Genomic DNA, 25,681 nt, shown 5'->3' on the forward strand with positions numbered 1-25,681 from the left:
GGGGTCTCTCCCGGTCGGTAGGGCGGGCCTTCACCCCGAGGGGGATGTCGTACCGGAGGGGTGTCGTACCGCTCGGTACGGGACACATACCGGATGGCGACGGCGATTGTTACTGCCGGTAGGGAGCGCATATATAGGTCGGGGAGCAGCGTTAGACAGTCATCGACGACACGGCCGTTCGGAGCCGCGACGACAGACAATGACACAGAAGGAATCAGGACTTACGCGGCGGGAGGCACTCGCGGGCGCCGGAGCCGTCGGCTTCGCCGCCCTCGGGGCCGCCTCCGGACGGCGGACGGGGACTGGCAACTGGGACGAGTATTCGGCGTACACGTACGCCCAGACGGACACGCCGCTGAATCTGCTTGTCGGCTGGCGGCGCACGGAGAACGGGACCGCAGTCGACTCGACCCCGGTCGGTGCGGTGGACGATGTCGAAATTGCCGGAATCCGGCTCATTGATGTCGCCAACGCGCTGCCGCACGATTACGGGACCGCGAGCGTCGGCCTCCGGCTCGAAGATCCAGATGACACCGCCCGCGTGTGGTTGCGGATCAAGCCCGATCTCAGTACTTCTGACCCCGCGAGCGTTGCGCTCGCGGAGCGCATCTCACTCACGGTCCGGCAAGACACGGGGATCTTCGGGATCGGTAGCTGCGGCGGCGCCGAGGGCGAGTTCGCGGGCGTCGGACCGACGATCGCCGACGGGACGCTCGCGGACATCGACGGGTCCGCCCTCGCCGACGGCGTCGAGCTACGACCGGGGCTCCTCGGCGACGGATGCCTCGGCCCCGGCGAGCAACGCTGTCTGACCTTCGAGTGGGAGTTTACCGCCGAGGGCGGCAACGCCGGCCAGGGCGGCACGGTGGACTTTCTCGTGGAGTTCATCGCGGACGAGTGCGGTTCTGAGGGGAATCCGTTCGAAATGAACGCCGGGGGGTCCGCATGACTCACGGAGACGACGGAGCGGGGCGTCCGAGCGGCCTGAGCCGCCGCCGCCTGCTCGCCGGTATCGGCGGCGTCGGCGCGGTCGGGATGGCGAGCGGCCTCGGTACCGGAGCGTATCTCTCAGACCGCGAGACCTTCCCGAACAACGGCCTCGGCGCCGGCACGGTCGAGCTCCTGGTGAACGGCGAGCTCACGAACGGCACCGTCGCCGTCGACGTGTCGGACATCGACCGCGGCGACTCGGGCGACGAGACGTTCGAAATCGGCGCTCGGACGAACCCGGTTCGGGTCTGGCTCGCGACGGAGTGCGTGGCGAACAACGGTCTCGCGCGCGAGCTCGAAGTCGACGTTCGCGTCGACGGAACGTCGGTGACCGGGAGGTACAGACCTCTCGCCGCCGTTCGGGACGACCTGTTCGACGGCGAGCGGATCGACGACGGCTGTCTCGACCCCGAGGACGCGATCCGCGTGGCGGTCTACTGGCGGCTCCCGGCCGGCGCGACGGACGTCGGCGGCCAGACCGCCGATCTGACGTTCCGGCTGTACGCCGAGCAGTGCCGCCACACCACCGAAGCGGACGCGGAGGCGGCGAACCCCTTCGCCGCCCGCGTCTGCGACGAGAATCGGTGTGTCCCCTGCGCGGACGAAAACGAGGTCAAAATCGGCGGGCTCAGGCTCAAATACCTCGGCGACGAGACCATCGACCCGCTCGTCGTCCGGGCCGCCGGCGGCGGCGGAGGCGGGAACGGACGGGGGAACGGCAACAACCCCCCGACGACGATATTCGACGCCACGGTCCGGCCGAACGAGGAGTTCGCCCTCGACGGTGCGGATTCCAGGACGAACACGCCAGGCTGGATCGGGCCGAACATCTACCTCGACTCCGGCGGCGGCGCGTCGCGGAACGAGCGTACCGAGACCAATATCCACACCAGCTGTTCGGTGCCTCTCGGTCCCGGCGACGTCTACGGCGACTTCGAGGTCGTCGAGGTGACGACGACAGACGACGAGAAGGTCTGCGGGACCGGCACCGGCGGTGACGGCGGCGACACGCCGGACGACGAGCCCGAGCCCGGCCCCGAGTGCGCCGTCTGTGACCAGGGGACCGGCGTCTCCCTCGCGACCCTCGACGTCCGCTACCTCGGCGCCGACGACGCGACCGTCTCGGTCGTCTCGACGAAGGGGAACACGAGCGGCGAGCTGTTCGCCGGGACCGTCTCACAGGGGGACGTCTTCACCCTCGACGGGAAGGACGTCGACCGCCCCGGTCGGGGGGCCGACAGGCTCGGCCCGGAGGTCGAGATCGGCGTCGGCGGCGAGACCGTCGCGATCCACGTGAGCTGCTCGCAGCCGCTCGCGGTCGGCGACGCGTACGGCGACTTCGAGATCGTCGCCGGAACGACGACGGACGGCGAGCCGCTGTGCGGCTCGGAGGCGAACTGATGACAACCATACTCACATCACCACGGGCGAAACGCGCGGCGAACGTACTCGGGATCGTCCTGCTGATCGCCCTCGTGGCCCCGTTCGCGGTGTTCGCGGCCCCCGAGGCCGTCGGCGCCGACGAGAGCTTCGTCGTGCTCACCGCGAGCATGACGCCCGCCATCGCGCCGGGCGACGTGGTCATCGTCGCCGAGCGCGACCCGGCCGCGGTCGCCGCCGGCGACGTGATCACGTTCGTGCGCGGCACGAGCGAGGTGCCCGTGACGCACCGCGTGATCGACGTCGTCGACGAGGGCGGCGCCCTCGCCTTCGAGACGATGGGCGACGCCAACGAGGGGCCCGACCCCGGGCTCGTTCCCGGGTCGAACCTCGTCGGCGTCGTGGTCCTCACGATCCCGTACATCGGGTACGTGATCCAGTTCGCCGGCACGCCGGCGGGGTTCGTCGCCCTCGTCGTGCTCCCGTTCGGGCTGCTCGCGGCGTCCGAGCTGCTGTCGGTCGCCCGCTCGCGAAACGGCGGCGCCCCGGACGCGGCGACCGTCGCCGACGCGGATTCGGTCGCGGAGACGGACGCGTCCGTCGACTTGGACTCGTCCGCCGATGCGACGCCGACCGCCGAGTGGGAGCCGGCGATCCCCCCCGAGACAGCGACCGAACCGCCGGCACAGGCCGAGGCGACGTCGGCGACCGACGCCGGCGGCGTGTCGGTCGACGCGGTCGGCGGCGCCGTCGGGGTGCTCGCCGTCTTCGCGCCCTACGCGATCTACGTCGCGATCGAGCTCCGGACGGCCGCGACGATCGCCGTCGCGGTCGCCGCGACGACGGTCCTGCTCGGCGGACTCGCGACCTGGGTCCCGGCGAGCGGCGTGCTCGACCGCGCGACCGCGGAACCGCCGACGGCCCCCGCGTCACCCGACGGCGAGACGGTGGCGGCCGACGATCCCGCGGAGGGGTCGCCCTCGCCGGCGCCGAACGGCTCGGCGGTCGGCCCGGCGCAGACCGACGGCGCCGGGGAGGCGGAGTGATGGCGGCCCCCCGCGGCGTCGCCGTCGCGCTCGTCGCCGCGCTGCTGGTGTGGAGCGTCGCGTTCGGCGGCGGGTACACCCTCGCGGTGCTCTCGTCCGAGGCCGACGTGACGGTGACGTTCGAGGCGCAGGAGTTTGAGGCGCAGGAGTTCGAACCGGAGAACTCGACGACCGGGGAACTCGGAGAGATCGGTCTCACCGGGATCCCGCCGGAAACCGACGGATTCGGTCCGGACGCGGTGCAATCGCCCACCGCCGACCCGTCGGCGAACGGGTCGGATCCGGGCCCGAACGGCTCGGACCCGGTCGGCGACGAGACGGCCGTCGGTACCGAATCGAAGTCCCCCGGCGACGACCCCGACTCGGCAGACCCCGAGTCCGACTCGCCCGGCAAAAACGCCGACGGGAACGACTCCGGATCGCCCGACTCCGAGCCGGAACCGACAGGTTTGGACCCGGCAGACGCGGGATCGTCGGACTCGGAATCATCGGACGGCGAATCCACCGATACCGATTCGGAGCCGACCGACTCCAGTCCGGAACCGACCGACCCCGATTCGGAGCCGGAGTCGGCGCCGACCCCGGAACCCGCGCCCTCGCCGTCGGACGCTCCCGACGACGATTCCCCTGACGGCGATGACGCCGACGGCGACGACAGTGCGGTCGGCGACACCGCTCCCGCCGACGGCGGTGACGTCGAGGACGACCCCTCCTCTGACGGGCCCGACGACGACGATCGGTCGGACGCCCCCGCTGCCCAGCCGGGCGAGTCGACGGATTCGCTCGCCGCGGTGACGATCCCGTGACGCTGTCCATTCGACCGCCGTCCCCTCCGGAGCAGGCCAACGACCGCTCGCTGTCTCCCGGGACGAAGCTCACGGTCCTCCTGCTGCTTTTCGCGCTGTTCCTCCTCGGGGTCCTCTTCGGTCTCGTCCGCGGACTCAGTTAGGGCGGCCGCTTCCCGTTCCCGATCGGTGGTTCCGCCCGTCGTGTTTATCGCCGCGCTCCGCGAACGACGAATGTATGCTCGGCCTCGACGCCGTCGCCCTCGACGCGTTCGCCTTCGTCTTCGTCGCCGGGCTGATCACGGCGCTCGCGACCGGCGTGGGAGCGCTCCCGTTCTTCCTCTTCGACACGATCAGTGACCGCGGGAACGTGGCGCTGTGGGGGTTCTCCTCCGGGATCATGCTCTCGGCGTCGCTGTTCGGACTCGTTGGGGAGGGGCTCGCCGAGGGGACGCCCGTCGAGATCGGGGTCGGCCTGGCGGCGGGCGTCGTCCTCGTCGTCGTCGCGCACGACGTGCTGTTGGACGCCGACATCGACCCGCGGGAGTACGAGGAGGCGGACTTCAGGAAGCTCGTCCTGATCCTCGGCGTGCTGACCGTTCACAGCTTCCCCGAGGGCGTCGCCGTCGGCGTCTCCTTCGCCGACCTCGGGCTGGCGGGCGGGACCGAGCTGTTCGGGTTCACCGTCCCGCTGCTCGCCGCGTTCATGACGGTCGCGATCTCGATCCACAACGTCCCCGAGGGAACGGCCATCTCGATCCCGCTGCGGACGATGGGCGTCTCCCGGTGGAAGATGGTCTGGTGGGCGGTGTTCTCCAGCCTCCCGCAGCCGGTTGGCGCGGTGATCGCCTTCGCGTTCGTCCGGTACGCCCGCGAGTTCCTCCCGTACGGCTTCGGGTTCGCGGCCGGCGCGATGATCTACCTCGTCGCGACCGAGTTCGTCCCGGAGGCGCTGGCGGCCGGCGCCGACCTCCCCCGCGGCGGGAAGCCCGTGCTCGCGGCCGGGATCGCGGCCGGCGCCGCGCTGATGACGCCGCTCGCGTTCGTCTGACCGCGTCTCGGTTCCCCCCTCACATCCCGCCGTCGAACGCGGTCGGGTTCACCGCCCCGGGTCCCTCGCCGACGTCGTAGCCGCGGCGGATCGCGGACCCCATCTCGCCGACAGCGCTCCCGACCGCCTCGCGCAGGGGTTCGCCCCGCGCCAGCCGCGCCGCGATCGCGCTCGACAGCGCGCAGCCGGAGCCGTGCGTCGCGTCGGTCGCCACGCGGGGATTCTCGAAGCGGACGACGGTCGGTTCGGTCCCTCCCGCGGCGTCGGCCTCGGCCGCGTCGGCGTCGCCGCGCTCGTCTCCGCCCGCGTCTCCGATCACGAGCGTGTCGACGACGGTCTCGCCGTCCTCGTCGAGGTGACCGCCCTTCACGAGGGCCGCGCCGGCGCCGCGGGCGACGAGCTCCCGGCCCGCCGCCGCGGCGTCCGCGGGCGTCTCGACCGGGTCGTCGACGAGGACCGCCGCCTCGTCGGCGTTGGGGGTGACGAGCGTCGCGCGCTCGATCAGCCCCTCGTAGGCGTCCTCGGCCGCGGGCGAGAGCAGCCGGTCGCCGCTCGCGGCGACCATCACCGGGTCGACGACGACGGGGGCCGGACAGCGGGCGAGCAGCCCGGCCGCGGTCTCGACGATCGGCGCCGTGGCGAGCATTCCGGTCTTGACCGCGCCGACGTCGAAGTCCTCGATCACGGCGTCGTACTGGCTCGCCACGTGATCGGCCGGGACGGCGTGGACGTCCTCGACGCCGCGGGTGTTCTGCGCCGTCGTCGCCGTCACGACCGCGGTCCCGAAGACGCCGTGGGCCGTCATCGCCTTCAGGTCCGCCTGGACCCCCGCCCCGCCGCCGCTGTCGCTGCCGGCGATCGTCAGTGCGACGGGCGGAGAGACGGGCTCGCGCTCGCGTGTCATACTCTGGTAATACCACTCGGTTGTACTAAGTCGTGGCGATCGCCGCCGCCGAACGGCCTTTGCCGCTCGCCGTCGAACCGGAGGTATGTCGAACGCTCACTCCGACGACGCTGCCGGCGGCGAGTCGGCCGGCGACGCGACGGAATCGATCACCGTCTACTCCGACTACGTCTGCCCGTTCTGCTACCTCGGCCGGCGGTCGCTCGCCGAGTACCAGGCGACGCGCGACGAGCCGCTCGCGGTCGACTGGCACCCGTTCGACCTCCGGGCGGGCAAGCGCAACCCCGACGGCAGCATCGACCACGAGGCCGACGACGGGAAGGGGGAGGAGTACTACGCGCAGGCCAAGGAGAACGTCCGCCGGCTCCAGGAGCAGTACGATGTCGAGATGGCCCAGGAGATCGCGACGGACGTCGACTCGCTGCCCGCCCAGCTCGTCTCCGTGCACGTGAAAGAGACCGCGCCCGAGGCGTGGCCCGCCTTCGACGACGCGGTGTTCGCGGCGCTGTGGCGGGAGGGGCGCGACATCGGCGACCGCGAGGTGCTCGTCGACGTCGCGGGGGACGTCGAGGGGCTCGACGCCGACGTCGTCGACGCCGCGCTCGGCGACGACGACCTCCGCGAGCGCGTGACGGCGATGTTCGACGCGGCGCGGCAGCGCGGTATCACCGGGGTCCCGACGTTCGCGTACGACGGCCACGCGGCCCGCGGCGCGGTGCCGCCGGAGCAGCTCGAACGCCTCGTCGAGGGGGCCTGAGCTAGGCGTCGCCGGCGACCTCGTCGCCGTCGGTTTTATCGCCCGGGCCGTCCCCCGCCTCGTCGTCCGGCTCGACGATCCGGTACGAGAGGGAAACGGCGCCGAGCGCGAGGGCGATTCCGCCGATCACGTCGATGAGCCAGTGGATCCCGAGGTACATCGTCGCGATCACCACCGACGTCGAGATCCACAGGGCGAGCGGCGTCCACCGCGGGTACTCCTCGCGCGTCAGGAGGGCGAACGCCGCGACGGTCACCGACAGCGACGTGTGAAGCGAGGGGAAGACGTTCGTCGGCTTGTTTATCTCGCTCGTGAGCGCGGTGAATTCGGGGTTGTGGGTGAACAGCAGCGACGTCGCGACGTTCAGGTTCCGCGGCCCGTGCGCGAACACGACCGTGTAGATCGCGAGCCCGATCGCGTAGTTGAACGTGTACGCGACGAGCAGCCGCCGCAGCGCCACCGTCCGCGGGAGCGCGAGGTACGCGAGGAACGGGAACGACAGCAGGAACGCGTAGCCGTACACGTATATCGCGGAGAAGTACGCCGTCAGCTCGGGGGCGACGAGCGTCGCCTGCAGCCGGCCGACGAACTCGCCCTCGATCGCGTAGATCAGGCCCGTCAGCTGGAGCCCCCACAGCCGCGAGACGACGTGGAGCGAGCTCCGGCCGACCGCGCTCGCGACCAGCACGACTCCCAGCGCGGCGAGCGCGCGGCGCGAGCGCCACAGCCGCCGGCCGAGGTCGCCCCGGAGGCCGCGCAGTCGGTCCGGACCGATGACCGTCGCGGCCGCGAGGAGCAGCGCCCCGCCGGTCCACAGCGCGACGGACCCGATCACCGACGGCAGCCAGCTCATTTGCCCCTCGAGAGGAGCCGGCCCTCGCCGTCGAACCGATACCCCGCGTCGCGGAACCGCTCCCTGGCCGCCTCGACGTCGAGCGACCCGTCGTCGCCGACGAACGGGTACACCGGGTCCGCCTCCCGACCGTCCCACGAGAGGTCGCTCGGCACCCACTCGGGCGAGGTCGCCAGCGGCGACGCCGCCGGCCGCGCGTACCCGTCGAACGCGTCGTCGACGAGGGCGCGCTTGTCGATCAGCGACGCGAGGACGGCCCTGAACCGCGGGTTCGACAGCGGCGCACGCCGGGCGTTGTACCCGACGTGGTAGAAGCCGCCCGCCCGTCCGGTCACGAGCCGCGCGTCGGCCTCCCGCCCGATCCGCGGCACGGCGTCCGGGCCGAGGTTCGACACGGTCGCGTCCGCGAGGCCGTCGCCGACGGCCTGCACCGCGGCGATGTCGGACGATATCACCGCGACCTCCAGCCGGTCGAACGCCGGCTTCCCGCGGAACCGCTCCGGGATCCCGGCGGCCGGATCCGCCCCCGACTCCCCGTCGCCCGCGCGGGCGAGGAAGTGGTCCGGGTTCCGCTCGAAGGCGACTGACTCCTCGGGCGTCGCCTCGACGAAGCGCATCGGCCCGCTGCCGACCGGGTCCTCGTTGTTCGTCACCACCGCCTCGGTGGTCGCCACGTCGAACTCGAAGCCGGCGATCGTCGCGGGGTCGGTCCGGTCCGCCCAGACGTGCTCCGGCAGGATCGGCACCCGGAGCGCGCGCGCCGCGACCGCGTCGTTGACGTCGCCGACCGAGAGCTCCACCGTCTTGTCGTCGACCGCCCTCGCGGCCCGGACGACCGAGCTCCGGCCGCGGAACCGGGGCGTCGGCACCGCCGTCTCCAGCGCCCCCATCGAGGTGTCCCGGAGGAACTCGTAGGTGAACGCCACGTCCCCGGCGGTCACCGGCTCGCCGTCGTGCCACCGCGCGTCGCGCAGCCTGACGGTCACGGTCCCGTCGTCGCGCTCCCACCCCGAGCAGAGCCACGGGACGACCTCGTCGCCGTCCGCCAGCGCGAGTCGGTCGTACAGCAGCGCGGTGAACGTCCCCTCCCGCCGGTACTCGGCCGCGATCGGGTTCCAGTTCTCCGTGACGTTGGCGTCGGTCGTCACCAGCCGGAGGACGGCGCCGTCGTCTCCGCGCGCTGCGTCGCCGCCGAGCGCGATCTCGGCCTCCGTGTCATCTCCGGTCGCGTCGCTGATGATCGCACCGTCGTCGGTCGTGTTCTCGCCGGTGCCGTCGTCGGTCGCGTCCCCGGACTCCGCGCCGTCGACCGCCTCCTCACGCTCTAGCCCGAGCAGTCCGGCCACGGAGACCGGCCGCCGGTTCGTCCACCCCGCGAACCGGTCCCCGCGGACCGCGGTGAGCGGGTCCGGGAACGCGACGACCGTGAACGGCTGGAGCTCGCACAGCGAGCGCTGGAGGGCGGCCACGGCGTCGGCCCGCGCGTCGCCCTCAGCCCGCCGCTGGCGTTCGAGCCGCTCGTCCACGCCGTTGAGGTCGGCGAACCCGAACGGGTTCTGCCGGCCCGACTCGGCGACGAACCGCGAGTGGGTGAACGCGTACATCGCGTCCGGGTCGAACGGCTCGTGTTCCAGGAACTGACCGACGTACACGTCGAAGTCCCGGTTGATCAACACTTTCCGCCAGAGGTCCGTCCGTCCGAGGGTGTTGATCCGGGCGTCGATTCCCACCGCGTTCAGGTTCTCGGCGAGGTGTCTGGCGATCCGGATCGCGTTCGGGTCGCTGTCGGCCGGCGCCGCGTCGATCCGCAGCGTGAGCTGGGACGCCCCGTCGCGCCCCGCGATGTTGCGGGTTCGGCCCAGACAGCCGGCGCTGAGGGCCCCCAGACCGATCCCCGCGAGCGCCGTCCGCCGGCTGACGCACCCGTTCATTCCTCCGTACCGTTTCGGCGCCGAGGTATATCCCTTCTGTGGTGTCCTCGCGCCGCGCCGCCCGGGCGACCGGGGGACTCGGCCGCGATTCGGGCGGCGATCACCGCGATTCGGGCACCGACCGCCTCAGATCACGCCCGCGAGCGGGAGCGCCAGCCCGACCGCCCACGCGGCGAGCCCCGCGCCGAGGACGGGGCGGTCGCCGGCGGCGCGTCCGGCGGCGACCGCGCCGAGCGCCGCGAGCAGCGCGGCTCGGTGGACGACGAGCGCGGGCGGCACCGCGACCCCGAGCGCGGCGAAGTCGAGGACGAACCCCGCGCCGACCCCGACGACGACCGCGAGGGCGACCGCGGTCGGGTCGCACTCGCGCGACCGGGCGACGACGAGCGCCGGCAGCCCGACCGCGAGGACGAGGTACAGCGGCCCGGCGATCGCCTTCGGCGGCAGGGCCGGGTACGCGAGTTCGAGCCCGACCCCGGCCGCCCGCACGCCGACGACGACGGCGCCGAGCGCGGCCCCGAGCAGCGCCGCGCCCGCGTGCCGCGCCGCCTCCCGACGGCTCCGTCCCGCGAGGTCGACGGCGGCCGCCCGGGTCCGGCGCCGGAGCAGGGCGCCGGCGACGGTCGCGAGCGACGCCAGCTCGATCACCGAGAGCCAGCCGTCGCTCCAGCCGCCCTCGATCCCGCGGTACTCGCGGCGGACCTCGGCGTCCACCGCCCCGCGGATGAACTCGTCCTCCAGCCGGACCGCCGGGTCGTCGATCCCGGGCACCGTGTGACGCAGCCGGAACCAGTCGTAGTACTCCTCGTGGGCCTGGATCGCGGTGTACGCCCCGTCGGGCGACTCGTACGCCCGGAGGTGGTCGCGAACCCCGAGGTACGTCCCGTCGTGGAGCTCGAACGTCTCCGTCAGCCACGTCCCGCCCCCGGGCCCCTCGACGTAGCCGTACCGCGTCGAGCTGCGGGCGTCGGCCCAGTCGCGCTCGACGAGCGCCCGCACCCGCTCGGCGTCGGCGGTCGCCGCCGACTCCGCCCGGTCGGTCTCCTCCCAGTCGGCCGCCGTCCCGCGCTCGATCGCCGTCCGGGTCGCCGCCGCGTCGGCGTGCACCACGACGTTGATCGCGAGCGTCCGCCCCTCGACCGACCGGCTCCGGCTCGTGTACGGCCACAGCCGGTAGTCGCCGTCGACCGCGATGAGCGACCCCTCGGAGACCGTCGCCGCCTCCGGCTCCTCCGCGGGCGACGGCCCTCCCGGCGGCCCTCCTGGCGGCCCGGCGAGGGCGCCGGAGAGGGCCAGGCCGACCCCGACGACGAGGAGGAGCCCGACGACCGTCGCTCGCCTCATGACCGCTCCGAGGACGCCCGTCTAAAAACGCCTTCCGGGTGGCCGGGGGGACCGCCCTCCTCGACGGGGGCCCGCCGAATCCGCCCTCACCAGGTCTCGACGACCCCGTCGCGGACGTCCTCGGCGCAGCCCTCGCAGTCGGGGTGGCCGGCGTCGAAACAGGAGGGGCGCCCCTCGGCGTCGACGGCGACCGCCCGCCGTTCCGCGTGCCGCCGGCAGACGATCCGGGCGCGCCCGTCGTCGTCGGTCGGGAGGTCGTACCGGTCCGCCCCCGCGGCGTCGCCGTCGGGGTCGTCCCTCGCCTCGGCGTACGCCCGCTTCGCCTCCTCGAACTGCTTGCCCGCCTCGCGGAGCTTTTGGCGGATGACGCGTTCGAGTCGGTCGTCCATGGGAGTCGTACCGGCGCGCGGGATATAGGTCCGTTGGCGATATGCGGATGATCGGTTCGCTGTTGACGGGCCCGGCGTGAGTGATTTATATACCGTCGCCGTCGCGGTGGATCTCTCCGAATCTCCGGTCGATTGTTTATAATGGTTGATTTCGGACGGACGGTGAACACCGCCAAAGCCCCAGCCGCTCGGCGGTACGCGATCGATCGCCTTGCGGTGAACACCGCCAAAGCCCCAGCCGCGAGGCGGGCGCACGCTCGCTGCGCGCCTCGGTCGCTCACTTCGTTCGCTCCCTGCGGTGTCGCCGGCGGCGCGTCCGGCGGCTTTCCGTGGCGCGCAGCGCCACGCTACTTGCGTCACCTGCGCCCGCCTCGCGGCTGCCCCTTTGAGTCCCACCCCGCAACGCAACCGCACCTCATACCTCCCCAGCCTCGTCAGTCGTCCTTCGCTTCGCTCCGGACGACTGACTCCCTCGTGCGGTCTGCTCGCGGCCCGCCGGCCGCTCGCAGGCGCACGCCACCGGACTCTATTTACATCTGAACGTTGCGTGCGGACGACTCGCGTGGTACGGTTCCACTTGAAACGGCGCCCGCGCGTGGCATACGGGCGTCTGACGCGGCCGGCCGTCGAATACCGAGAACCGCCGGAAGCGTCCGTGAGGGCGGCGAACGGACCACTTTCACCGCGGTTACGGGATTTTTAATACCGTGAGGAACCAACCGTCGTACGCCTCCCATTGAAACACGACCGGAGGCGGAGACACCCCATGAGCGAACTGCGACAGGAAGCGGAAGCGATAGCGGAACAGTTCTCGGACCACCTCGACGTGAACGCCGACGAGGTCGAGGAGCGACTGGAGAACCTCGTCAACGAGTACCGCGTGCCCCTCGACGAGGCGCGCCGGAGCGTCACCAACGGCTACCTCGAAGACGCCGGGATGGAGCGCGACGAGCTCGGCCGCGGCGGCAGCGAGTCCGTCTTGGTCGACGAGATCGACGAGGACGAACAGTGGGTCGACCTACGCGTGAAGCTGGTCGACCTCTGGGAGCCCCGCAGCGACTCGATCTCGCAGGTCGGGCTCCTCGGCGACGAGTCGGGGACGATCAAGTTCGTCGCCTTCGAGACCTCCGACCTCCCCGAGCTGGAGGAGGGGAAGGCGTACGAGCTCTCGAACGTCGTCACCGACGAGTACGAGGGCAGCTACTCGGTGAAGCTCAACCGGACCACCGGTATCACCGAGGTCGACGAGGAGATCGAGGTCGGCGACAACGCCGACACCGTCGAGGGCGCCCTCGTGGACATCCAGTCCGGCTCCGGGCTGATCAAGCGCTGCCCCGAGGACGACTGCACGCGCGTCCTCCAGAACGGCCGCTGCTCCGAGCACGGGCAGGTCGAGGGCGAGTTCGACCTGCGGATCAAGGGCGTCCTCGACGACGGCGAGACCGTCACCGAGGTCATCTTCGACCGCGAGGCCACCGAGGAGCTCACCGGGATGGGCTTAGAGGAGGCCAAGGACATGGCGATGGACGCGCTCGACACCACCGTCGTCGCCGAGGAGATGGCCGACGACGTGCTCGGGCGGTACTACCGCGTCACCGGCCCCACCTTCGGCCGGTACGTCCTGGCCGACGAGATGGAGAACCCCGGCGAAGTCGACGTGGAAAGCGCGCTGATCGAAGCGAGGTCGATCTGATATGAGTCAATCCGCACCCACCCGAGAGGTCGCCCGGCGCGCGTTCGCGAGCGAGTTCAACGACGCCGGCTACACGTTCACCGAGTCCGACGACGAGCGCGCCCCCGTCTACGCGCTGCTGCCGACGGGCGAGTCCGCGAACCGCGTCTTCTTCGTGGGGACGCTCACGGAGAAGGAGGACGTCGGCGAGGACAGCGAGTACTGGCGCGGCCGCATCGTCGACCCGACGGGCACGTTCTTCGTGTACGCCGGCCAGTACCAGCCGGAAGCCGCTTCCAAGCTCCGGGACACGGAGCCCCCGGCGTACGTCGCAGTCGTGGGGAAGCCCCGGACGTACGAGACCGACGACGGCACCGTCCGGGTCTCCGTCCGCCCCGAGTCGATCACCGAGGTCGACGCCGCCACCCGCGACCGCTGGGTCGCCGAGACGGCCACGCGGACGATCGAGCGCGTCGCCGCGTTCGACGACGAGGGGAACGAGTACGCGCGGATGGCCCGCGAGGAGTACGACCTCGACCCCGAGACGTACAAGGCCGCCGCGCTGTCGGCGCTGGAGGACCTCGACGAGGGCGACGGCGACGAGCTCGCCGGCGACGCCGCGGACGAGGACCTCGGCGACGCCGCGGACCCGGCCGGAACGCCGGAGCCCTGACGGGCCCCGGTCTCTCGGATCGCGGCGTTCCTCGGGCGTCTCACGCCCGTAATCCCCGGTATTCACTCGTTCCGTGCCACCGTCTGACGAACGCTTAAGTGGCTCGCGCGAGGAGCCGATCGGTGATGGGCAACAAGAACAAGACGATCTCGTTCCGCGTCAACGAGGACGCGTTCGAGGCGCTCCGCGACATCGCGGAGGAGCGGGACATCTCGCTGTCAGCGGTGTTCCGGGACTACGTGGACACGCTCGTTGCCCACGACGGACAGGTCCGCGCCGTCCCCGAGGCGGAGCTCCAGAGCGAGACCGAGACCGGGGAGGTGTTCCCCCCGCGCGTCGAGGTCCCCAAGAGCTTCGTCCGCGAGCACGAGCGACTGGAGCTCGAAGCGGACCACCTCCGCGAGCAGCTCGAGGAGCACAAGCGGTACATCAACCACCTCCGCGAGCAGCTGGACGACGAGGACGAGGACGTGATCCACTTGGAGGACCTCGACGGCGACCGCGACGATCGCGGCGAGCCCGACGAACCCTCCTTCCGGCTCGGGTGACCGGCGTCCGGCCGCGTCCCGCCCGCCGTTCCCCGCGCTCCGATCGACCCCGTCGAGTCGCGGTGCCGCCTCCCGCCGCGGTTTCGATCCCTCGGGAAACCGTCCGGTTTGTCCGGTACTGTTCGAGGAAACCGCCGAGTCGCCGAAAATATTGCCGGGCTCGGCGCGGGTTATTCAGAGACGTCCGATTCTCCCGGGGTCTGATGGACGGATTCTCAGCGCGCCGACCGATTTCTGAGCATCGTAAACTACCTACGAAAACGATATTACCCGGGCGGCGGACTGTTCGAACATGAACAGGTGGGTCCGACCGTGAGCGTGTTCGACAGGGCGTACGACGATCCGGTTCGCGTGCTCGACGAGGACGGCGAGGTCGTCGGCGACGTCCCCGACCTCGACGACGAGGCGCTCGTCGACATCTACCGTCACATGCGGCTCGCCCGCCACTTCGACGGCCGGGCGGTGAGCCTCCAGCGACAGGGGCGGATGGGGACGTACCCGCCGCTGTCGGGACAGGAGGGCGCGCAGATCGGCTCCGCGACCGCGCTCGCCGAGGGCGACTGGATGGTCCCCTCCTACCGCGAGCACGGCGCGGCGCTGGTCCGCGGGCTCCCGCTGAAACAGACCCTCCTCTACTGGATGGGCCACGAGGCGGGCAACGAGGCGCCCGAGGGCGTCAACGTCTTCCCGGTCGCCGTCCCCATCGCCTCGCAGGTGCCCCACGCCACGGGCGCGTCGTGGGCGTCGAAGCTCCGCGGCACCGACGAGGTGTTCCTCTGCTACTTCGGCGACGGCGCGACCAGCGAGGGCGACTTCCACGAGGGCGTCAACTTCGCCGGCGTCTTCGACACGCCGACCGTCTTCTTCTGTAACAACAACCAGTGGGCCATCTCCGTGCCCCGCGAGCGGCAGACGCGGAGCGCGACGCTGGCACAGAAGGCGGAGGCGTACGGGATCGACGGCGTGCAGGTCGACGGGATGGACCCGCTCGCGGTGTACAGCGTCACGGAGGCGGCCGTCGAGAAGGCGCGCGACCCCGACGCCGACCGCCCGCGCCCGACGCTGATCGAGGCGGTCCAGTACCGCTTCGGCGCGCACACGACCGCCGACGACCCCACCGTCTACCGCGACGACGACGAGGTCGAGCGCTGGAAGGAGAAGGACCCGATCCCGCGGCTGGAGGCGTACCTCCGCGCGGAGGGGATCCTCGACGACGAGCGCGTCGCCGAGATCGAGAGCGCGGTCGAGGAGCGCGTCGCCGACGCCATCGACGCGGCGGAGGCGGTCGCGCGGCCGGAACCGAGCGAGCTGTTCGAACACGCGTACGCGGAGCTCCCGCCCGAGCTGAAGCGACAGCGCGAGGAGTTCGCGGCGTTCCGCGAGACGCACGGCGACGAGGCGTTCCTGGAGGAGTAAATGAGCGACACACAGAATCTCACCGTCGTTCAGGCGGTACGTGACGGGTTGTACAGCGAGATGCGCGAGGACGACGACGTCCTCGTGCTCGGCCAGGACGTCGGGAAGAACGGCGGCGTCTTCCGGGCGACCGAGGGCCTGTTCGACGAGTTCGGCGGCGACCGCGTCGTCGACACCCCGCTGGCGGAGTCGGGGATCGTCGGCTGCGCGGTCGGCATGGCCGCGATGGGGCTGCGTCCGGTTCCGGAGATCCAGTTCTCCGGGTTCATGTACCCCGGCTTCGACCAGATCGTCTCTCACATGGCGCGGTTCCGCGCCCGGAGCCGCGGCCGGTTCACGCTCCCGATGACCCTGCGCGCCCCGTACGGCGGCGGGATCCGCGCGCCGGAGCACCACTCCGAGTCGAAGGAGGCGTTCTACGCGCACGAGGCCGGGCTCAAGGTCGTCATCCCCTCGACCCCGTACGACGCGAAGGGGCTGCTCGCGGCGTCGATCCGCGACCCCGACCCGGTGATCTTCCTCGAACCGAAGCTCATCTACCGCGCGTTCCGCGACGAGGTGCCCGCGGAGCCGTACACGGTCCCGATCGGCGAGGCCGCGACCCGCCGCGAGGGCGACGACGTGGCCGTCTTCACCTACGGCGCCATGACGCGCCCGACGCTGGAGGCGGCCGAGAGCCTCGCCGAGGAGGGGGTCGAGTGCGAGGTCGTCGACCTCCGCACCGTCTCCCCGCTCGACCGCGAGGCGATCGTCGACGCGTTCGAGGCCACCGGCCGCGCGGTCGTCGTCCACGAGGCCCCGAAGACGGGCGGGCTCGCCGGGGAGATCACGGCTATCGTCCAGGAGGAGGCGCTGCTGTACCAGGAGGCGCCCGTGAAGCGCGTCACCGGTTTCGACGTGCCCTACCCGCTGTACGCGCTGGAGGACTACTACCTCCCGACCGCGACCCGCATCGAGGAGGGTATCAGGGAGGCGGTGGAGTTCTGACCATGGCGGTCAAAGAGTTCAAACTGCCCGACGTGGGCGAGGGCGTCGCCGAGGGCGAGCTGGTCTCGTGGCTCGTCGCCCCCGGCGACCGCGTCGAGGAGGACCAGCCGGTCGCGGAGGTCGAGACCGACAAGGCGCTCGTCGAGGTGCCGTCGAGCTACGACGGGACCGTCGAGGAGCTGTTCGTCGAGGAGGGTGAGATGGTCCCCGTCGGCGACGTGATCATCTCGTTCCGCGTCGACGAGGAAGGTGAGGCGGATGAGACGGGTGAGGCGGACGCGGTGGACGAGGCGGGCGACGAAACCGCGGCCGCCGCCGAGAGCGAGGCCGCCGCCGACGAGGCGAGCGCCGAGCCGGGGACCGCCGACGCGGAGCCGGAACCGGCCGCGGCCGACGCCGAACCGGAGACGCCCTCGGGCCGCACCTTCGCGCCCCCGTCGGCCCGCCGGCTCGCGCGCGAACTCGGCGTCGACCTCGCCGCGGTCGACGGGAGCGGTCCCGGCGGTCGCGTCACCGAGGCCGACGTGCGGGCGCACGCCGCGGGCGACGCGGGAGGCGCCGACGCGGGCGGCGCCGAATCCGACGAGGCGCCCGCGCCGACCCCGACCGACGTCGGCTCCGGGGACCGGAAATCGGCCGTGCGCAAGCGCGGCGAGGACGGGTCCGGCGACGCCCCGGAGCCGGCCGGCCGCGACACGACGCTCGCGACGCCGGCGACGCGGAAGCTCGCTCGCGACCGCGGCGTCGACGTCGACGACGTGCCGACCGACGAGACCCGCGACGGCGAGGCGTTCGTCACGGGCGAGCACGTGCGGGCGTACGCCGACGCGTTGGAGTCGGCCGCCGCGACCGCGTCGACTGGAGGCGGGTCGGCCGAACCGACGCCCGAACCGGAGCCGGTCGACGTCGGCGCGGACGCGGAGCCCGCCGCGAGCGACGCCGCCGGCGACGCGGAGCCCGCTCCCGCCGGCGCGACAGAGGCGGGCGGCGACGAGACGAGCGCGCCCGAGTCGGGCGACGAGACGGTCCCGTACCGCGGGGTGCGCCGCACCATCGGGAAGCAGATGGAGCGCTCGAAGTTCACGGCCCCGCACGTCACCCACCACGACACCGCCGAGGTCGACGCCCTCGTGGCGGCGCGCGAGGAGCTGAAGCCGACGGCGGCGGAGCGGGGGGTGAAGCTCACCTACATGCCGTTCGTGATGAAGGCGATCGTCGCGGGGCTGAAGGAGCACCCGTACCTCAACAGCGAGCTCCGCGAGGACGAGGAGGAGATCGTCCTGAAGAAGGAGTACAACCTCGGGATCGCGGTCGCGACCGACGCCGGGCTGATGGTACCCGTCGTCGACGACGTCGACGAGAAGGGGCTCTTCGAGCTGGCCGAAGAGGTGCGCGACCTCGCGGCGCGCGCCCGCGACCGGTCGCTCAAGCCCGCGGAGATGAAGGGGGGCACGTTCACCGTCACCAACTTCGGCGCCGTCGGCGGCGAGTTCGCGACGCCGATCATCAACTACCCGGAGACGGCGATCTTAGGGCTCGGCGCCATCGAGGAGCGCCCCGTCGTGCGCGAGCGCGACGGAACGAGCGAGGTCGTCCCGGCGCCGACGCTCCCGCTGTCACTCTCGATCGACCATCGGGTCGTCGACGGCGCGGTCGCGGCCGAGTTCGCGAACACCGTGATGGAACACTTAGAAACCCCCCTGCTGCTACTCAACGAATAATGGTCGTCGGAGACATCGCAACCGGAACGGAGGTACTGGTCATCGGCGGCGGACCGGGCGGCTACGTCGCCGCCATCCGCGCCGCACAGGAGGGGCTCGACGCGACGCTCGTCGAGCGGGACGCCTACGGCGGCGCCTGTCTGAACCGCGGCTGTATCCCCTCGAAGGCGCTGATCACGGGGAGCGGGCTCGCCCACGAGGCGGGCAACGCGGAGTTCATGGGCGTCCACGCCGACCCCGCCGTCGACATGGGGAAGATGGTCGAGTGGAAGGACGGCGTGGTCGACCGCCTGACGGGCGGCGTCGAGAAGCTCTGCAAGGCGAACGGCGTCAACCTGATCGAGGGGACCGCCTCCTTCGTTGACGAGCACACCGCGCGCGTCGCGCACGGCGGCGAGGGGCAGGGCTCCGAGTCGATCGAGTTCGAGCACGCGGTCGTCGCGACCGGGTCGCGCCCGATACAGATCCCCGGCTTCGACTTCGCGGAGGACCACGTCTGGAGCTCCGCGGAGGCGCTCGACGCCGAGACGGTCCCGGACCGGCTCGGGGTCGTCGGCGGCGGGTACATCGGGATGGAGCTGGCGACCACCTACGCCAAGCTCGGCGCCGACGTGACGGTCGTCGAGATGCTCGACAATATTCTGCAGCCGTACGAGGACGACGTGAAGCGGATCGTCCGCACGCGCGCCGAGGAGCTCGGCGTCGAGTTCAATTTCGGCGAGGGCGCGAGCGAGTGGTCGGAGGCCGCCGACGGCGGCTACCTCCTCCACACTGAGACCGAGGAAGGCGCGGAGTCGACGTACGGCGTCGATAAGGTCCTCGTCGCGGTCGGCCGCCAGCCGGTCACCGACGGGCTCGACCCCGAGAACGCCGGGATCGAGACGGACGACCGCGGGTTCATCGAGACGGACGACCGGACCCGGACCGCGGTCGACCACATTCACGCCGTCGGCGACGTCGCCGGCGACCCGATGCTCGCACACGCGGCCTCGAAGGAGGGGATCGTCGCCGCCGAGGTGATCGCGGGCGAGCCGGCCGCGATGGATCAGCAAGCGATCCCCGCGGCGGTCTTCACCGACCCCGAGATCGGGACGGTCGGGCTGACCGAGGCGGAGGCCGAGGCGGAGGGGTTCGACCCCGTCGTCGGCGAGATGCCGTTCAACGCCTCCGGCCGGGCGCTGACGACCGGCCACGCCGAGGGGTTCGTCCGGCTCGTCGCCGACGACGAGACCGGCTTCGTGCTCGGCGGGCAGATCGTCGGGCCGGAGGCGTCCGAGCTGGTCGCGGAGGTCGCGCTCGCGATCGAGATGGGCGCGACGCTGGAGGACGTGGCGGCGACGGTCCACACGCACCCGACCCTCGCGGAGGCGGTGATGGAGGCCGCGGAGAACGCCCGCGGCCAGGCGATCCACACGCTGAACCGGTAGGCGAGCGGCGGGCGAGTCGACCGCTACGTCCCGCTCAAGCGGACGCGTCGTAGCCTGCCTCGCTCACGGCGCTCACCAAGGCGTCCGGGTCCGCGTCGCCCTCGACGGTCGCGGACGCGCTCTCGCGGTCGGCGGTCGCGCGCTCGACGCCGTCGACGCCTTCGAGCGCCTCCGCGACGCTCCGTTCGCAGTGTCCACACGACATTCCCTCGACCGTGATCGTTCGGCCCATGACGAGTGACGATAGGGCCGGCGGACGTTTGTCGCTTTCCGCTTCGCGAGTCCGGTTCAATCGCGGCACACGCTTTGGAATCGTAAGCGAACCCGGGCAACCGTCTTGTATCGCGAGCCCGTACCCGACCCCATGCGCGACCTCGACGAGACGGACCTGGAGATCCTGTCGCTGTTGGCCGCGGACGCCCGGCGCCCGTTCAGCGAGATCGGCGAGCGCGTGGGGCTGTCGGGACCGGCAGTCTCCGACCGCGTCACGCGGCTGGAGGAGACCGGCGTCATCGAGGGGTTCACGGTCGATGTCGACCGGACGAAGCTCCGGGCCGGTGTCCCCGTGCTGGTAGACGCGGAGCTGCCGCCGAACCGCCCCGAGGCGCTCGACGCGGCGCGGGAGCGCGCCCGCGAGGCCGACGCGGTCGGACACGTCTTCGTCACGGCCGAGGGCGATCTGCGGGTGTACGGGCGCGTCGAGGGGCGGAACGTCAGGGAGTGGGTGGCCGGGCTGTTCGAGGGGGTCGCCGTCGACGACTACGCCGTCACGCTGGTCGACGAGTTCGAGTGGACGCCCTCGGTCGAGGGCGTGGAGTTCGCGCTGACCTGCGCGGAGTGTTCGAACACCGTCGACAGCGAGGGCGAGACGGCGCGGATCGACGGCGAGGTGTACCACTTCTGCTGTCCGTCCTGCCTGTCGCGGTTCAGAGAGCGGTACCAGCGACTGGAGGGGGGCGCGTGATACGCTGCATGAGTGGGTGACCGCGGATCGTCGGTGAACGCCTGAAACTCCCCAATCGCTCGTTTATAAGGGCCCATCGAAAGATCGTCGGTGAACACCGCCAAAGCCCCGGCCGCGAGAGGCGCGCACGCTCGCTGCGCTCCTCAGTCAGTCGCTTCGCTCCCTCCTTGCGGTGCTTACGTCGCCTCCGCGCCTCTCGTGGCCGCCCCTTTGAGTCCCACCCGCCCCGCACAGCACCGCAGCCTCACGCCTCCCCAGCCTCGTCGCTGGCGGCTGGCGCCGCCAGCGACTCCCTCGCGCGCGGTTCGCGCCCTCACGGGCGCTCACCGGCGCGCCACCGCCCTCTTTTTAAATACGGTCTTCAATCGCTCCGACTTCTCCTCTTCCCTTTCCTCGGTCTCTCGGGATCGGTAGCCGCTTTGCATTCGAAGGTTTCGACCCATCTGAACCCCCGATCGCGAAGCAGAAAACCGCCTAAGGGAGGGACACGTAGTAATAGATATGCCAACGAGAACAGCCCATCTGAACGTCACGGGGATGTCCTGCGCCAACTGCTCGGCGACGATCGAGGACGCACTCGGCGACCTCGACGGGGTGGTCTCGGCGAACGCCAACTACGCCACCGACGAGGGGTCGGTCGAGTACGACCCCGACGCGGTGTCGCTCGGCGAGATATTCGACGCGATCGAGGCCGCGGGCTACGGCGCGGTCAGCGAGACCGTCACCGTGGCGATCACGGACATGTCGTGTGCGAACTGCGCGGAGGCCAACGCCGACGCCCTCGAATCGACGCCGGGCGTGATCGAGGCCGACGTGAACTACGCGACCGACGAGGCGCGGGTCAGGTACAACCCCGCCGACGCCTCGCCCGGCGACCTCTACGACGCGGTCGAGTCGGCGGGCTACTCGCCGGTCCGGGAGAGAGGAGGTGACGCGGCCGACGGAGGAGAGTCCGGTGCGGAGACGGGCGAGAGCGACGCCCCACGGGACGCCCGCGACGCGGCCCGCGAGGAGGAGGTCCGCAGGCAGCTCCGCCTGACGCTCTTCGGGGCCGCGCTCGCGGCGCCGCTGCTCCTGTTCATGGCCGACCACCTCCTGTTCGACGGGGCGCTCTTCCCGGAGACCGTCTTCGGGATCCGGATCGGGTGGGTCCAGTTCCTGCTCGCGACGCCCGTGCAGGTCGTCCTGGGGCGCCCGTTCTACGAGAACTCCTACAAGGCGCTCGTGACGAACGGGCGCGCCAACATGGACGTGCTGATCGCGCTCGGCTCCACGACCGCGTACGCCTACTCGGTCGCGGCGCTCTCGGGCGCGATCGCCGGGAGCCTCTACTTCGACACGGCGGCGCTCATCCTCGTCTTCATCACTCTCGGCAACTACCTGGAGGCCCGCTCGAAGGGCCGGGCCGGCGAGGCGCTCCGGAGGCTCTTGGAGATGGAGGCCGACCGGGCCACCCTGATCGACGAGGACGGCGACGAGGAGGAGGTCCCGGTCGACGAGGTCGAGGTCGGCGACCGAATGAAGGTCCGGCCGGGCGAGAAGATCCCGACCGACGGCGTCGTCGTCGACGGGCGGAGCGCGGTCGACGAGTCGATGGTGACCGGCGAGGCCGTCCCGGTCGAGAAGCGCGAGGGCGACGAGGTGATCGGCTCGACGATCAACGAGAACGGCGCGCTCGTCGTCGAGGCGACCAAGGTCGGCGCCGACACCGCGCTTCAGGGGATCGTCCGGACCGTCAAGGAGGCGCAGTCGCGTCAGCCCGACATCCAGAACCTCGCCGACCGCATCTCGGCGTACTTCGTCCCGGCGGTCATCGTCAACGCCCTGCTGTGGGGGGCCGTCTGGTACCGCTTCCCCGCGGCGCTCGCCGCGTTCGTGAACGGCCTCCCGCTGTGGGGGCTCGTCGCGGGCGGCCCCGCGGTCGCCGGCGGCGCGGTCTCCGTCTCGGAGTTCGCGATCGTCGTCTTCGCCTCCGCGGTGCTCATCGCCTGCCCCTGCGCGCTGGGGCTGGCGACGCCGGCCGCGACGATGGTCGGCACCGCGATCGGCGCCGGCCACGGCGTCCTGTTCAAGGGCGGCGACGTGCTCGAACGCGCCAGGGACGTCGACACCGTCGTCTTCGACAAGACCGGGACGCTCACCGAGGGCGAGATGGAGCTGACGGACGTCGTCGCGTTCGACCGCGACGGCGACCCGGTCCCCGACGGCGGCGCGGCGCGGCGAGCCGAGTCCGAGGACGGCGACGCCGCGACTTCGGACGCCGATCCCGACCCCGCGACTCCGGACGCCGAGCGCGACGCCGAGGACGAGGTGCTCCGGCTCGCCGCCGCCGCGGAGCGCGACAGCGAGCACCCGCTCGCCCGCGCCATCGTCGAGGGCGCGCGCGAACGCGGCCTAGAGGTCCCCGAGCCGGAAACGTTCGAGAACGTCCCCGGACAGGGGGTCCGCGCGACGGTCGACGGGAGCGAGGTCCTCGTCGGGAACCGCAAGCTGCTGGCCGACGAGGGGGTCGACGCCTCGGCCGCGACCGAGACGATGGAACGTCTCGAACGCGAGGGGAAGACGGCGATGCTCGTCGCTCGCGCGCCCGCTGACACGAACGGCGGGGAGCTGATCGGCGTCGTCGCCGACGCCGACACGGTCAAGGAGAGCGCCGCGGAGGCCGTGGCGGCCCTCCGCAACCGCGCGATCGACGTGATGATGATCACCGGCGACAACGAGCGCACCGCCCGCGCCGTCGCCGAGCGGGTGGGCATCGACCCCGAGAACGTCCGGGCGGGCGTCCTGCCGGAGGACAAGTCCGACGCCGTCGAGGCGATCCAGGCCGACGGCCGGAAGGCGATGATGGTCGGCGACGGCGTCAACGACGCGCCGGCGCTCGCGGTCGCGCACGTCGGCACCGCCATCGGGAGCGGCACCGACGTGGCGATCGAGGCCGCCGACGTGACGCTGATGCGCGACGACCCGCTCGACGTGGTGAAGGCGATCCGCGTCTCGGACGCGACGCTTCGGAAGATCAAACAGAACCTCGTCTGGGCGCTCGGCTACAACACGCTGATGATCCCGCTCGCCTCGCTCGGCCTGCTCCAGCCCGCGCTGGCCGCGGGGGCGATGGCGCTCTCCAGCGTGAGCGTGCTGACGAACAGCCTGCTGTTCCGCCGGTACGACCCCGACCGCGACTACCGGCTGCTCGGCCGGCTGCGGTAGTCGCCGTTGCGGACGCGGTCTCTCGCGCGTCTCCGTCGACCTCGGTCGAGCGGCGGATCCGCACTCGCGCGGTTTTGATATAGCGCTATACAATTCACCAAGCGCTCGTCCCCGTATTTTCCGCCTTTCGGTAACGGCGCCTCTCAGCGCTCCGAGGCGGCGCTTGCCGTCGTTTTCCGGCGTCCCGCCCGCGATCGACCGGCTTTTTCCTCGTCGGGCCGTCCGACGAGACATGGCCGACGAGTTCGACCCCGAGAAGTTCGAGGACAAGTACGCGAACTACTTCAACGAGCTCCAGCGGGCGTACAAGAACGCGTTCAACCACATGAACGAGCGTCACGACTCCCAGCTCATCCACGGGATCGACCAGACCATCCTCAACGAGTCCGAGCCGTTCTACGAGGACGGCGAGTTCCGCGTCGAGCTCCCCGAGAACCCCCGCGATCGGCTGGAGGGCGTCCTCGTCGACGACGAGACGTTCGAGGAGACCCTCGAGGAGTACGTCGAGCGGATCGAGGCGGAGCTCCACCGGACGTTCCAGGTCGACCGGCCGGAGTAGCGTCTCCCCCCGATTCGTCGTTCGAGACGCCGGTTCTCGCGGTTCGAGTTCGGTCGAACCAAAGGCATAAGCCCGCCGACCGCCAACTCGCTGGCATGAGCACGGACACGGCCGACGGGGAAAACGAGCTCCGCGAGCGGATCACGAACTTCCTGCGGCGCAACTTCCCGCAGATCCAGATGCACGGCGGGAGCGCCGCGATCAGCCACCTCGACCGCGAGAACGGCGAGGTCACGATCCAGCTCGGGGGCGCCTGCTCCGGCTGCGGCATCTCGCCGATGACGATCCAGGCGATCAAGTCCCGGATGGTCAAGGAGATCCCGGAGATCGAGACGGTCCACGCCGACACGGGCATGGACTCGGGCGCCGACGGCGACCTCGGCGGGACCAGCAGCGGCGGGATGTCTCCCTCGTTCCCCGGCGAGACGACCGACGACGGCGGCGACGACGAAGGTCCGCAGGCCCCGTTCTAAGCGCGTCGCCTCTCGATTCCTCGTTTCCGACGCCTCTGCTCCCCTAGCGACGGATCTGTGCGTTCCCGCTGTGAAGCCGCGTTCGAAGAATAAACCCGTATTCGCTATACCAATTCGGATCCGGTCGGCCGCGACACCGCGACTGAAGCCTTTTTGCCCTCGGCGACCGTGGGCGATTCCTATGCACCACCGGGAAGTCGAGACGACGGCGGAGTACGTCGCCCGATTCGAAACCGGCGCCGACTGGCGCGAGGAGATCGAGGACCTCGCCCGCGCGGAGGACGTCGAGGCGGGCTGGTTCACGGCGCTCGGCGCCGTGCAGGACGCCGACGTCTGGTTCTACGACCAGGAGGACACCGAGTACCGGTCGGTGACCTTCGACGAGCCGCTGGAGGTCGCCGCATGCGTCGGGAACGTCTCGCTGCTCGACGGCGACGTGTTCGCGCACACCCACGCCGTGCTGTCGCGCCCGAGCGGGCAGGCGCTCGCCGGGCACCTCGACTCCGGGACGGTCTGGGCGGGCGAGTGTCACCTGCGCGCGTTCGACGAGCCGCTGGAGCGGTCGCACGACGAGACGACCGACCTCGACCTATGGCTGTGAGGC

General features: G+C 71.4%; 25 protein-coding genes. 19 read left to right on the forward strand and 6 right to left on the reverse strand.

What is annotated here, in order from left to right; genetic code table 11:
• Positions 1–199 precede the first annotated feature (199 nt).
• The 6 genes from ACFQMF_RS14525 (at position 200) to ACFQMF_RS14550 (ending at position 5,252) form a co-directional block, all read left to right on the forward strand.
• Positions 200–949 (forward strand): hypothetical protein, encoded by a 750-nt coding sequence (locus ACFQMF_RS14525; RefSeq protein ID WP_256409923.1) that lies wholly within the window; start codon positions 200–202, stop codon positions 947–949.
• Complete coding sequence (locus ACFQMF_RS14530) at positions 946–2,391, forward strand: DUF7467 domain-containing protein (RefSeq protein ID WP_321169234.1); 1,446 nt, start codon at positions 946–948, stop codon at positions 2,389–2,391. Before ACFQMF_RS14525 ends, ACFQMF_RS14530 begins: the two co-directional genes overlap by 4 nt.
• Complete coding sequence (locus ACFQMF_RS14535) at positions 2,391–3,416, forward strand: signal peptidase I (protein ID WP_256409922.1); 1,026 nt, start codon at positions 2,391–2,393, stop codon at positions 3,414–3,416. The genes ACFQMF_RS14530 and ACFQMF_RS14535 overlap by 1 nt, the downstream gene beginning before the upstream one ends.
• The gene (locus tag ACFQMF_RS14540) at positions 3,416–4,222 is read left to right on the forward strand and encodes a hypothetical protein (protein WP_256409921.1); all 807 of its coding nucleotides are present in this window, start codon (positions 3,416–3,418) and stop codon (positions 4,220–4,222) included. Before ACFQMF_RS14535 ends, ACFQMF_RS14540 begins: the two co-directional genes overlap by 1 nt.
• Positions 4,219–4,365 carry a hypothetical protein gene (locus tag ACFQMF_RS14545; RefSeq protein WP_256409920.1) on the forward strand — a complete coding sequence of 49 codons (147 nt, stop codon included), beginning with the start codon at positions 4,219–4,221 and terminating at the stop codon, positions 4,363–4,365. Before ACFQMF_RS14540 ends, ACFQMF_RS14545 begins: the two co-directional genes overlap by 4 nt.
• Positions 4,366–4,439: 74 nt before the next feature.
• Positions 4,440–5,252, forward strand: a complete 813-nt coding sequence (locus tag ACFQMF_RS14550; RefSeq protein ID WP_256409919.1) for a ZIP family metal transporter — start codon at positions 4,440–4,442, stop codon at positions 5,250–5,252.
• 19 nt (positions 5,253–5,271) lie between these two features.
• Here ACFQMF_RS14550 and ACFQMF_RS14555 read toward each other — a convergent pair whose 3' ends face one another.
• A complete protein-coding gene (locus tag ACFQMF_RS14555; RefSeq protein ID WP_256409918.1) occupies positions 5,272–6,156 on the reverse strand; it encodes a hydroxymethylpyrimidine/phosphomethylpyrimidine kinase family protein in 885 nt (294 codons plus the stop codon).
• Positions 6,157–6,241: 85 nt separating this feature from the next.
• Here ACFQMF_RS14555 and ACFQMF_RS14560 point away from each other — a divergent pair, with 85 nt between their 5' ends.
• Positions 6,242–6,913 carry a DsbA family oxidoreductase gene (locus tag ACFQMF_RS14560; RefSeq protein ID WP_256409917.1) on the forward strand — a complete coding sequence of 224 codons (672 nt, stop codon included), beginning with the start codon at positions 6,242–6,244 and terminating at the stop codon, positions 6,911–6,913.
• A 1-nt stretch (position 6,914) separates the two neighbouring features.
• Here ACFQMF_RS14560 and ACFQMF_RS14565 read toward each other — a convergent pair whose 3' ends face one another.
• From ACFQMF_RS14565 to ACFQMF_RS14580, 4 genes are all read right to left on the reverse strand, one after another.
• Complete coding sequence (locus ACFQMF_RS14565) at positions 6,915–7,766, reverse strand: phosphatase PAP2 family protein (RefSeq protein WP_256409916.1); 852 nt, start codon at positions 7,764–7,766, stop codon at positions 6,915–6,917.
• Complete coding sequence (locus tag ACFQMF_RS14570; protein WP_256409915.1) at positions 7,763–9,697, reverse strand: ABC transporter substrate-binding protein; 1,935 nt, start codon at positions 9,695–9,697, stop codon at positions 7,763–7,765. The genes ACFQMF_RS14565 and ACFQMF_RS14570 overlap by 4 nt, the downstream gene beginning before the upstream one ends.
• Positions 9,698–9,823: 126 nt before the next feature.
• Positions 9,824–11,041 (reverse strand): hypothetical protein, encoded by a 1,218-nt coding sequence (locus ACFQMF_RS14575; protein WP_256409914.1) that lies wholly within the window; start codon positions 11,039–11,041, stop codon positions 9,824–9,826.
• Positions 11,042–11,127: 86 nt separating this feature from the next.
• Positions 11,128–11,430 carry a DUF7091 family protein gene (locus tag ACFQMF_RS14580; RefSeq protein ID WP_256409913.1) on the reverse strand — a complete coding sequence of 101 codons (303 nt, stop codon included), beginning with the start codon at positions 11,428–11,430 and terminating at the stop codon, positions 11,128–11,130.
• 766 nt (positions 11,431–12,196) lie between these two features.
• Here ACFQMF_RS14580 and ACFQMF_RS14585 point away from each other — a divergent pair.
• The 7 genes from ACFQMF_RS14585 to lpdA all read left to right on the forward strand — a co-directional run bounded on the left by ACFQMF_RS14585 (position 12,197) and on the right by lpdA (position 19,874).
• On the forward strand, positions 12,197–13,123 hold the full coding sequence (locus ACFQMF_RS14585; protein WP_256409912.1) for a replication factor A: 927 nt from the start codon (positions 12,197–12,199) through the stop codon (positions 13,121–13,123).
• A 1-nt stretch (position 13,124) separates the two neighbouring features.
• Entirely contained in the window at positions 13,125–13,775 is a 651-nt protein-coding gene (locus ACFQMF_RS14590; RefSeq protein ID WP_256409911.1) for an RPA family protein, read from the forward strand.
• Positions 13,776–13,900: 125 nt separating this feature from the next.
• Positions 13,901–14,323, forward strand: a complete 423-nt coding sequence (locus ACFQMF_RS14595; RefSeq protein ID WP_256409910.1) for a DUF8146 domain-containing protein — start codon at positions 13,901–13,903, stop codon at positions 14,321–14,323.
• 312 nt (positions 14,324–14,635) lie between these two features.
• Entirely contained in the window at positions 14,636–15,739 is a 1,104-nt protein-coding gene (gene pdhA / locus ACFQMF_RS14600) for a pyruvate dehydrogenase (acetyl-transferring) E1 component subunit alpha (RefSeq protein ID WP_256409909.1), read from the forward strand.
• The gene (locus ACFQMF_RS14605) at positions 15,740–16,726 is read left to right on the forward strand and encodes an alpha-ketoacid dehydrogenase subunit beta (RefSeq protein ID WP_256409908.1); all 987 of its coding nucleotides are present in this window, start codon (positions 15,740–15,742) and stop codon (positions 16,724–16,726) included.
• 2 nt (positions 16,727–16,728) lie between these two features.
• A complete protein-coding gene (locus ACFQMF_RS14610) occupies positions 16,729–18,447 on the forward strand; it encodes a 2-oxo acid dehydrogenase subunit E2 (protein ID WP_256409907.1) in 1,719 nt (572 codons plus the stop codon).
• Positions 18,447–19,874, forward strand: a complete 1,428-nt coding sequence (gene lpdA, locus ACFQMF_RS14615) for a dihydrolipoyl dehydrogenase (RefSeq protein ID WP_256409906.1) — start codon at positions 18,447–18,449, stop codon at positions 19,872–19,874. Before ACFQMF_RS14610 ends, lpdA begins: the two co-directional genes overlap by 1 nt.
• Before the next feature lie 34 nt (positions 19,875–19,908).
• Here the strand turns inward: lpdA and ACFQMF_RS14620 are convergent, their stop codons facing one another.
• The gene (locus tag ACFQMF_RS14620) at positions 19,909–20,106 is read right to left on the reverse strand and encodes a heavy-metal-associated domain-containing protein (RefSeq protein WP_256409905.1); all 198 of its coding nucleotides are present in this window, start codon (positions 20,104–20,106) and stop codon (positions 19,909–19,911) included.
• Between the two features lie 132 nt (positions 20,107–20,238).
• Between ACFQMF_RS14620 and ACFQMF_RS14625 the strand changes: the two genes are divergently transcribed.
• From ACFQMF_RS14625 to ACFQMF_RS14645, 5 genes are all read left to right on the forward strand, one after another.
• A complete protein-coding gene (locus ACFQMF_RS14625; protein WP_256409904.1) occupies positions 20,239–20,838 on the forward strand; it encodes an AsnC family transcriptional regulator in 600 nt (199 codons plus the stop codon).
• Between the two features lie 501 nt (positions 20,839–21,339).
• Entirely contained in the window at positions 21,340–24,045 is a 2,706-nt protein-coding gene (locus ACFQMF_RS14630) for a heavy metal translocating P-type ATPase (protein WP_256409903.1), read from the forward strand.
• 232 nt (positions 24,046–24,277) lie between these two features.
• Positions 24,278–24,604, forward strand: coding sequence for a DUF5783 family protein (locus tag ACFQMF_RS14635; protein WP_256409902.1), 327 nt, complete (start codon positions 24,278–24,280; stop codon positions 24,602–24,604).
• Positions 24,605–24,699: 95 nt separating this feature from the next.
• Positions 24,700–25,077 (forward strand): NifU family protein, encoded by a 378-nt coding sequence (locus tag ACFQMF_RS14640; RefSeq protein WP_144799984.1) that lies wholly within the window; start codon positions 24,700–24,702, stop codon positions 25,075–25,077.
• 181 nt (positions 25,078–25,258) lie between these two features.
• Positions 25,259–25,678 carry a PPC domain-containing DNA-binding protein gene (locus ACFQMF_RS14645; RefSeq protein ID WP_256409901.1) on the forward strand — a complete coding sequence of 140 codons (420 nt, stop codon included), beginning with the start codon at positions 25,259–25,261 and terminating at the stop codon, positions 25,676–25,678.
• Positions 25,679–25,681 lie beyond the last annotated feature (3 nt).

This window comes from Halorubrum rutilum (assembly GCF_042665015.1).
In the GTDB taxonomy this organism is placed as follows: Archaea; Halobacteriota; Halobacteria; order Halobacteriales; family Haloferacaceae; genus Halorubrum; species Halorubrum rutilum.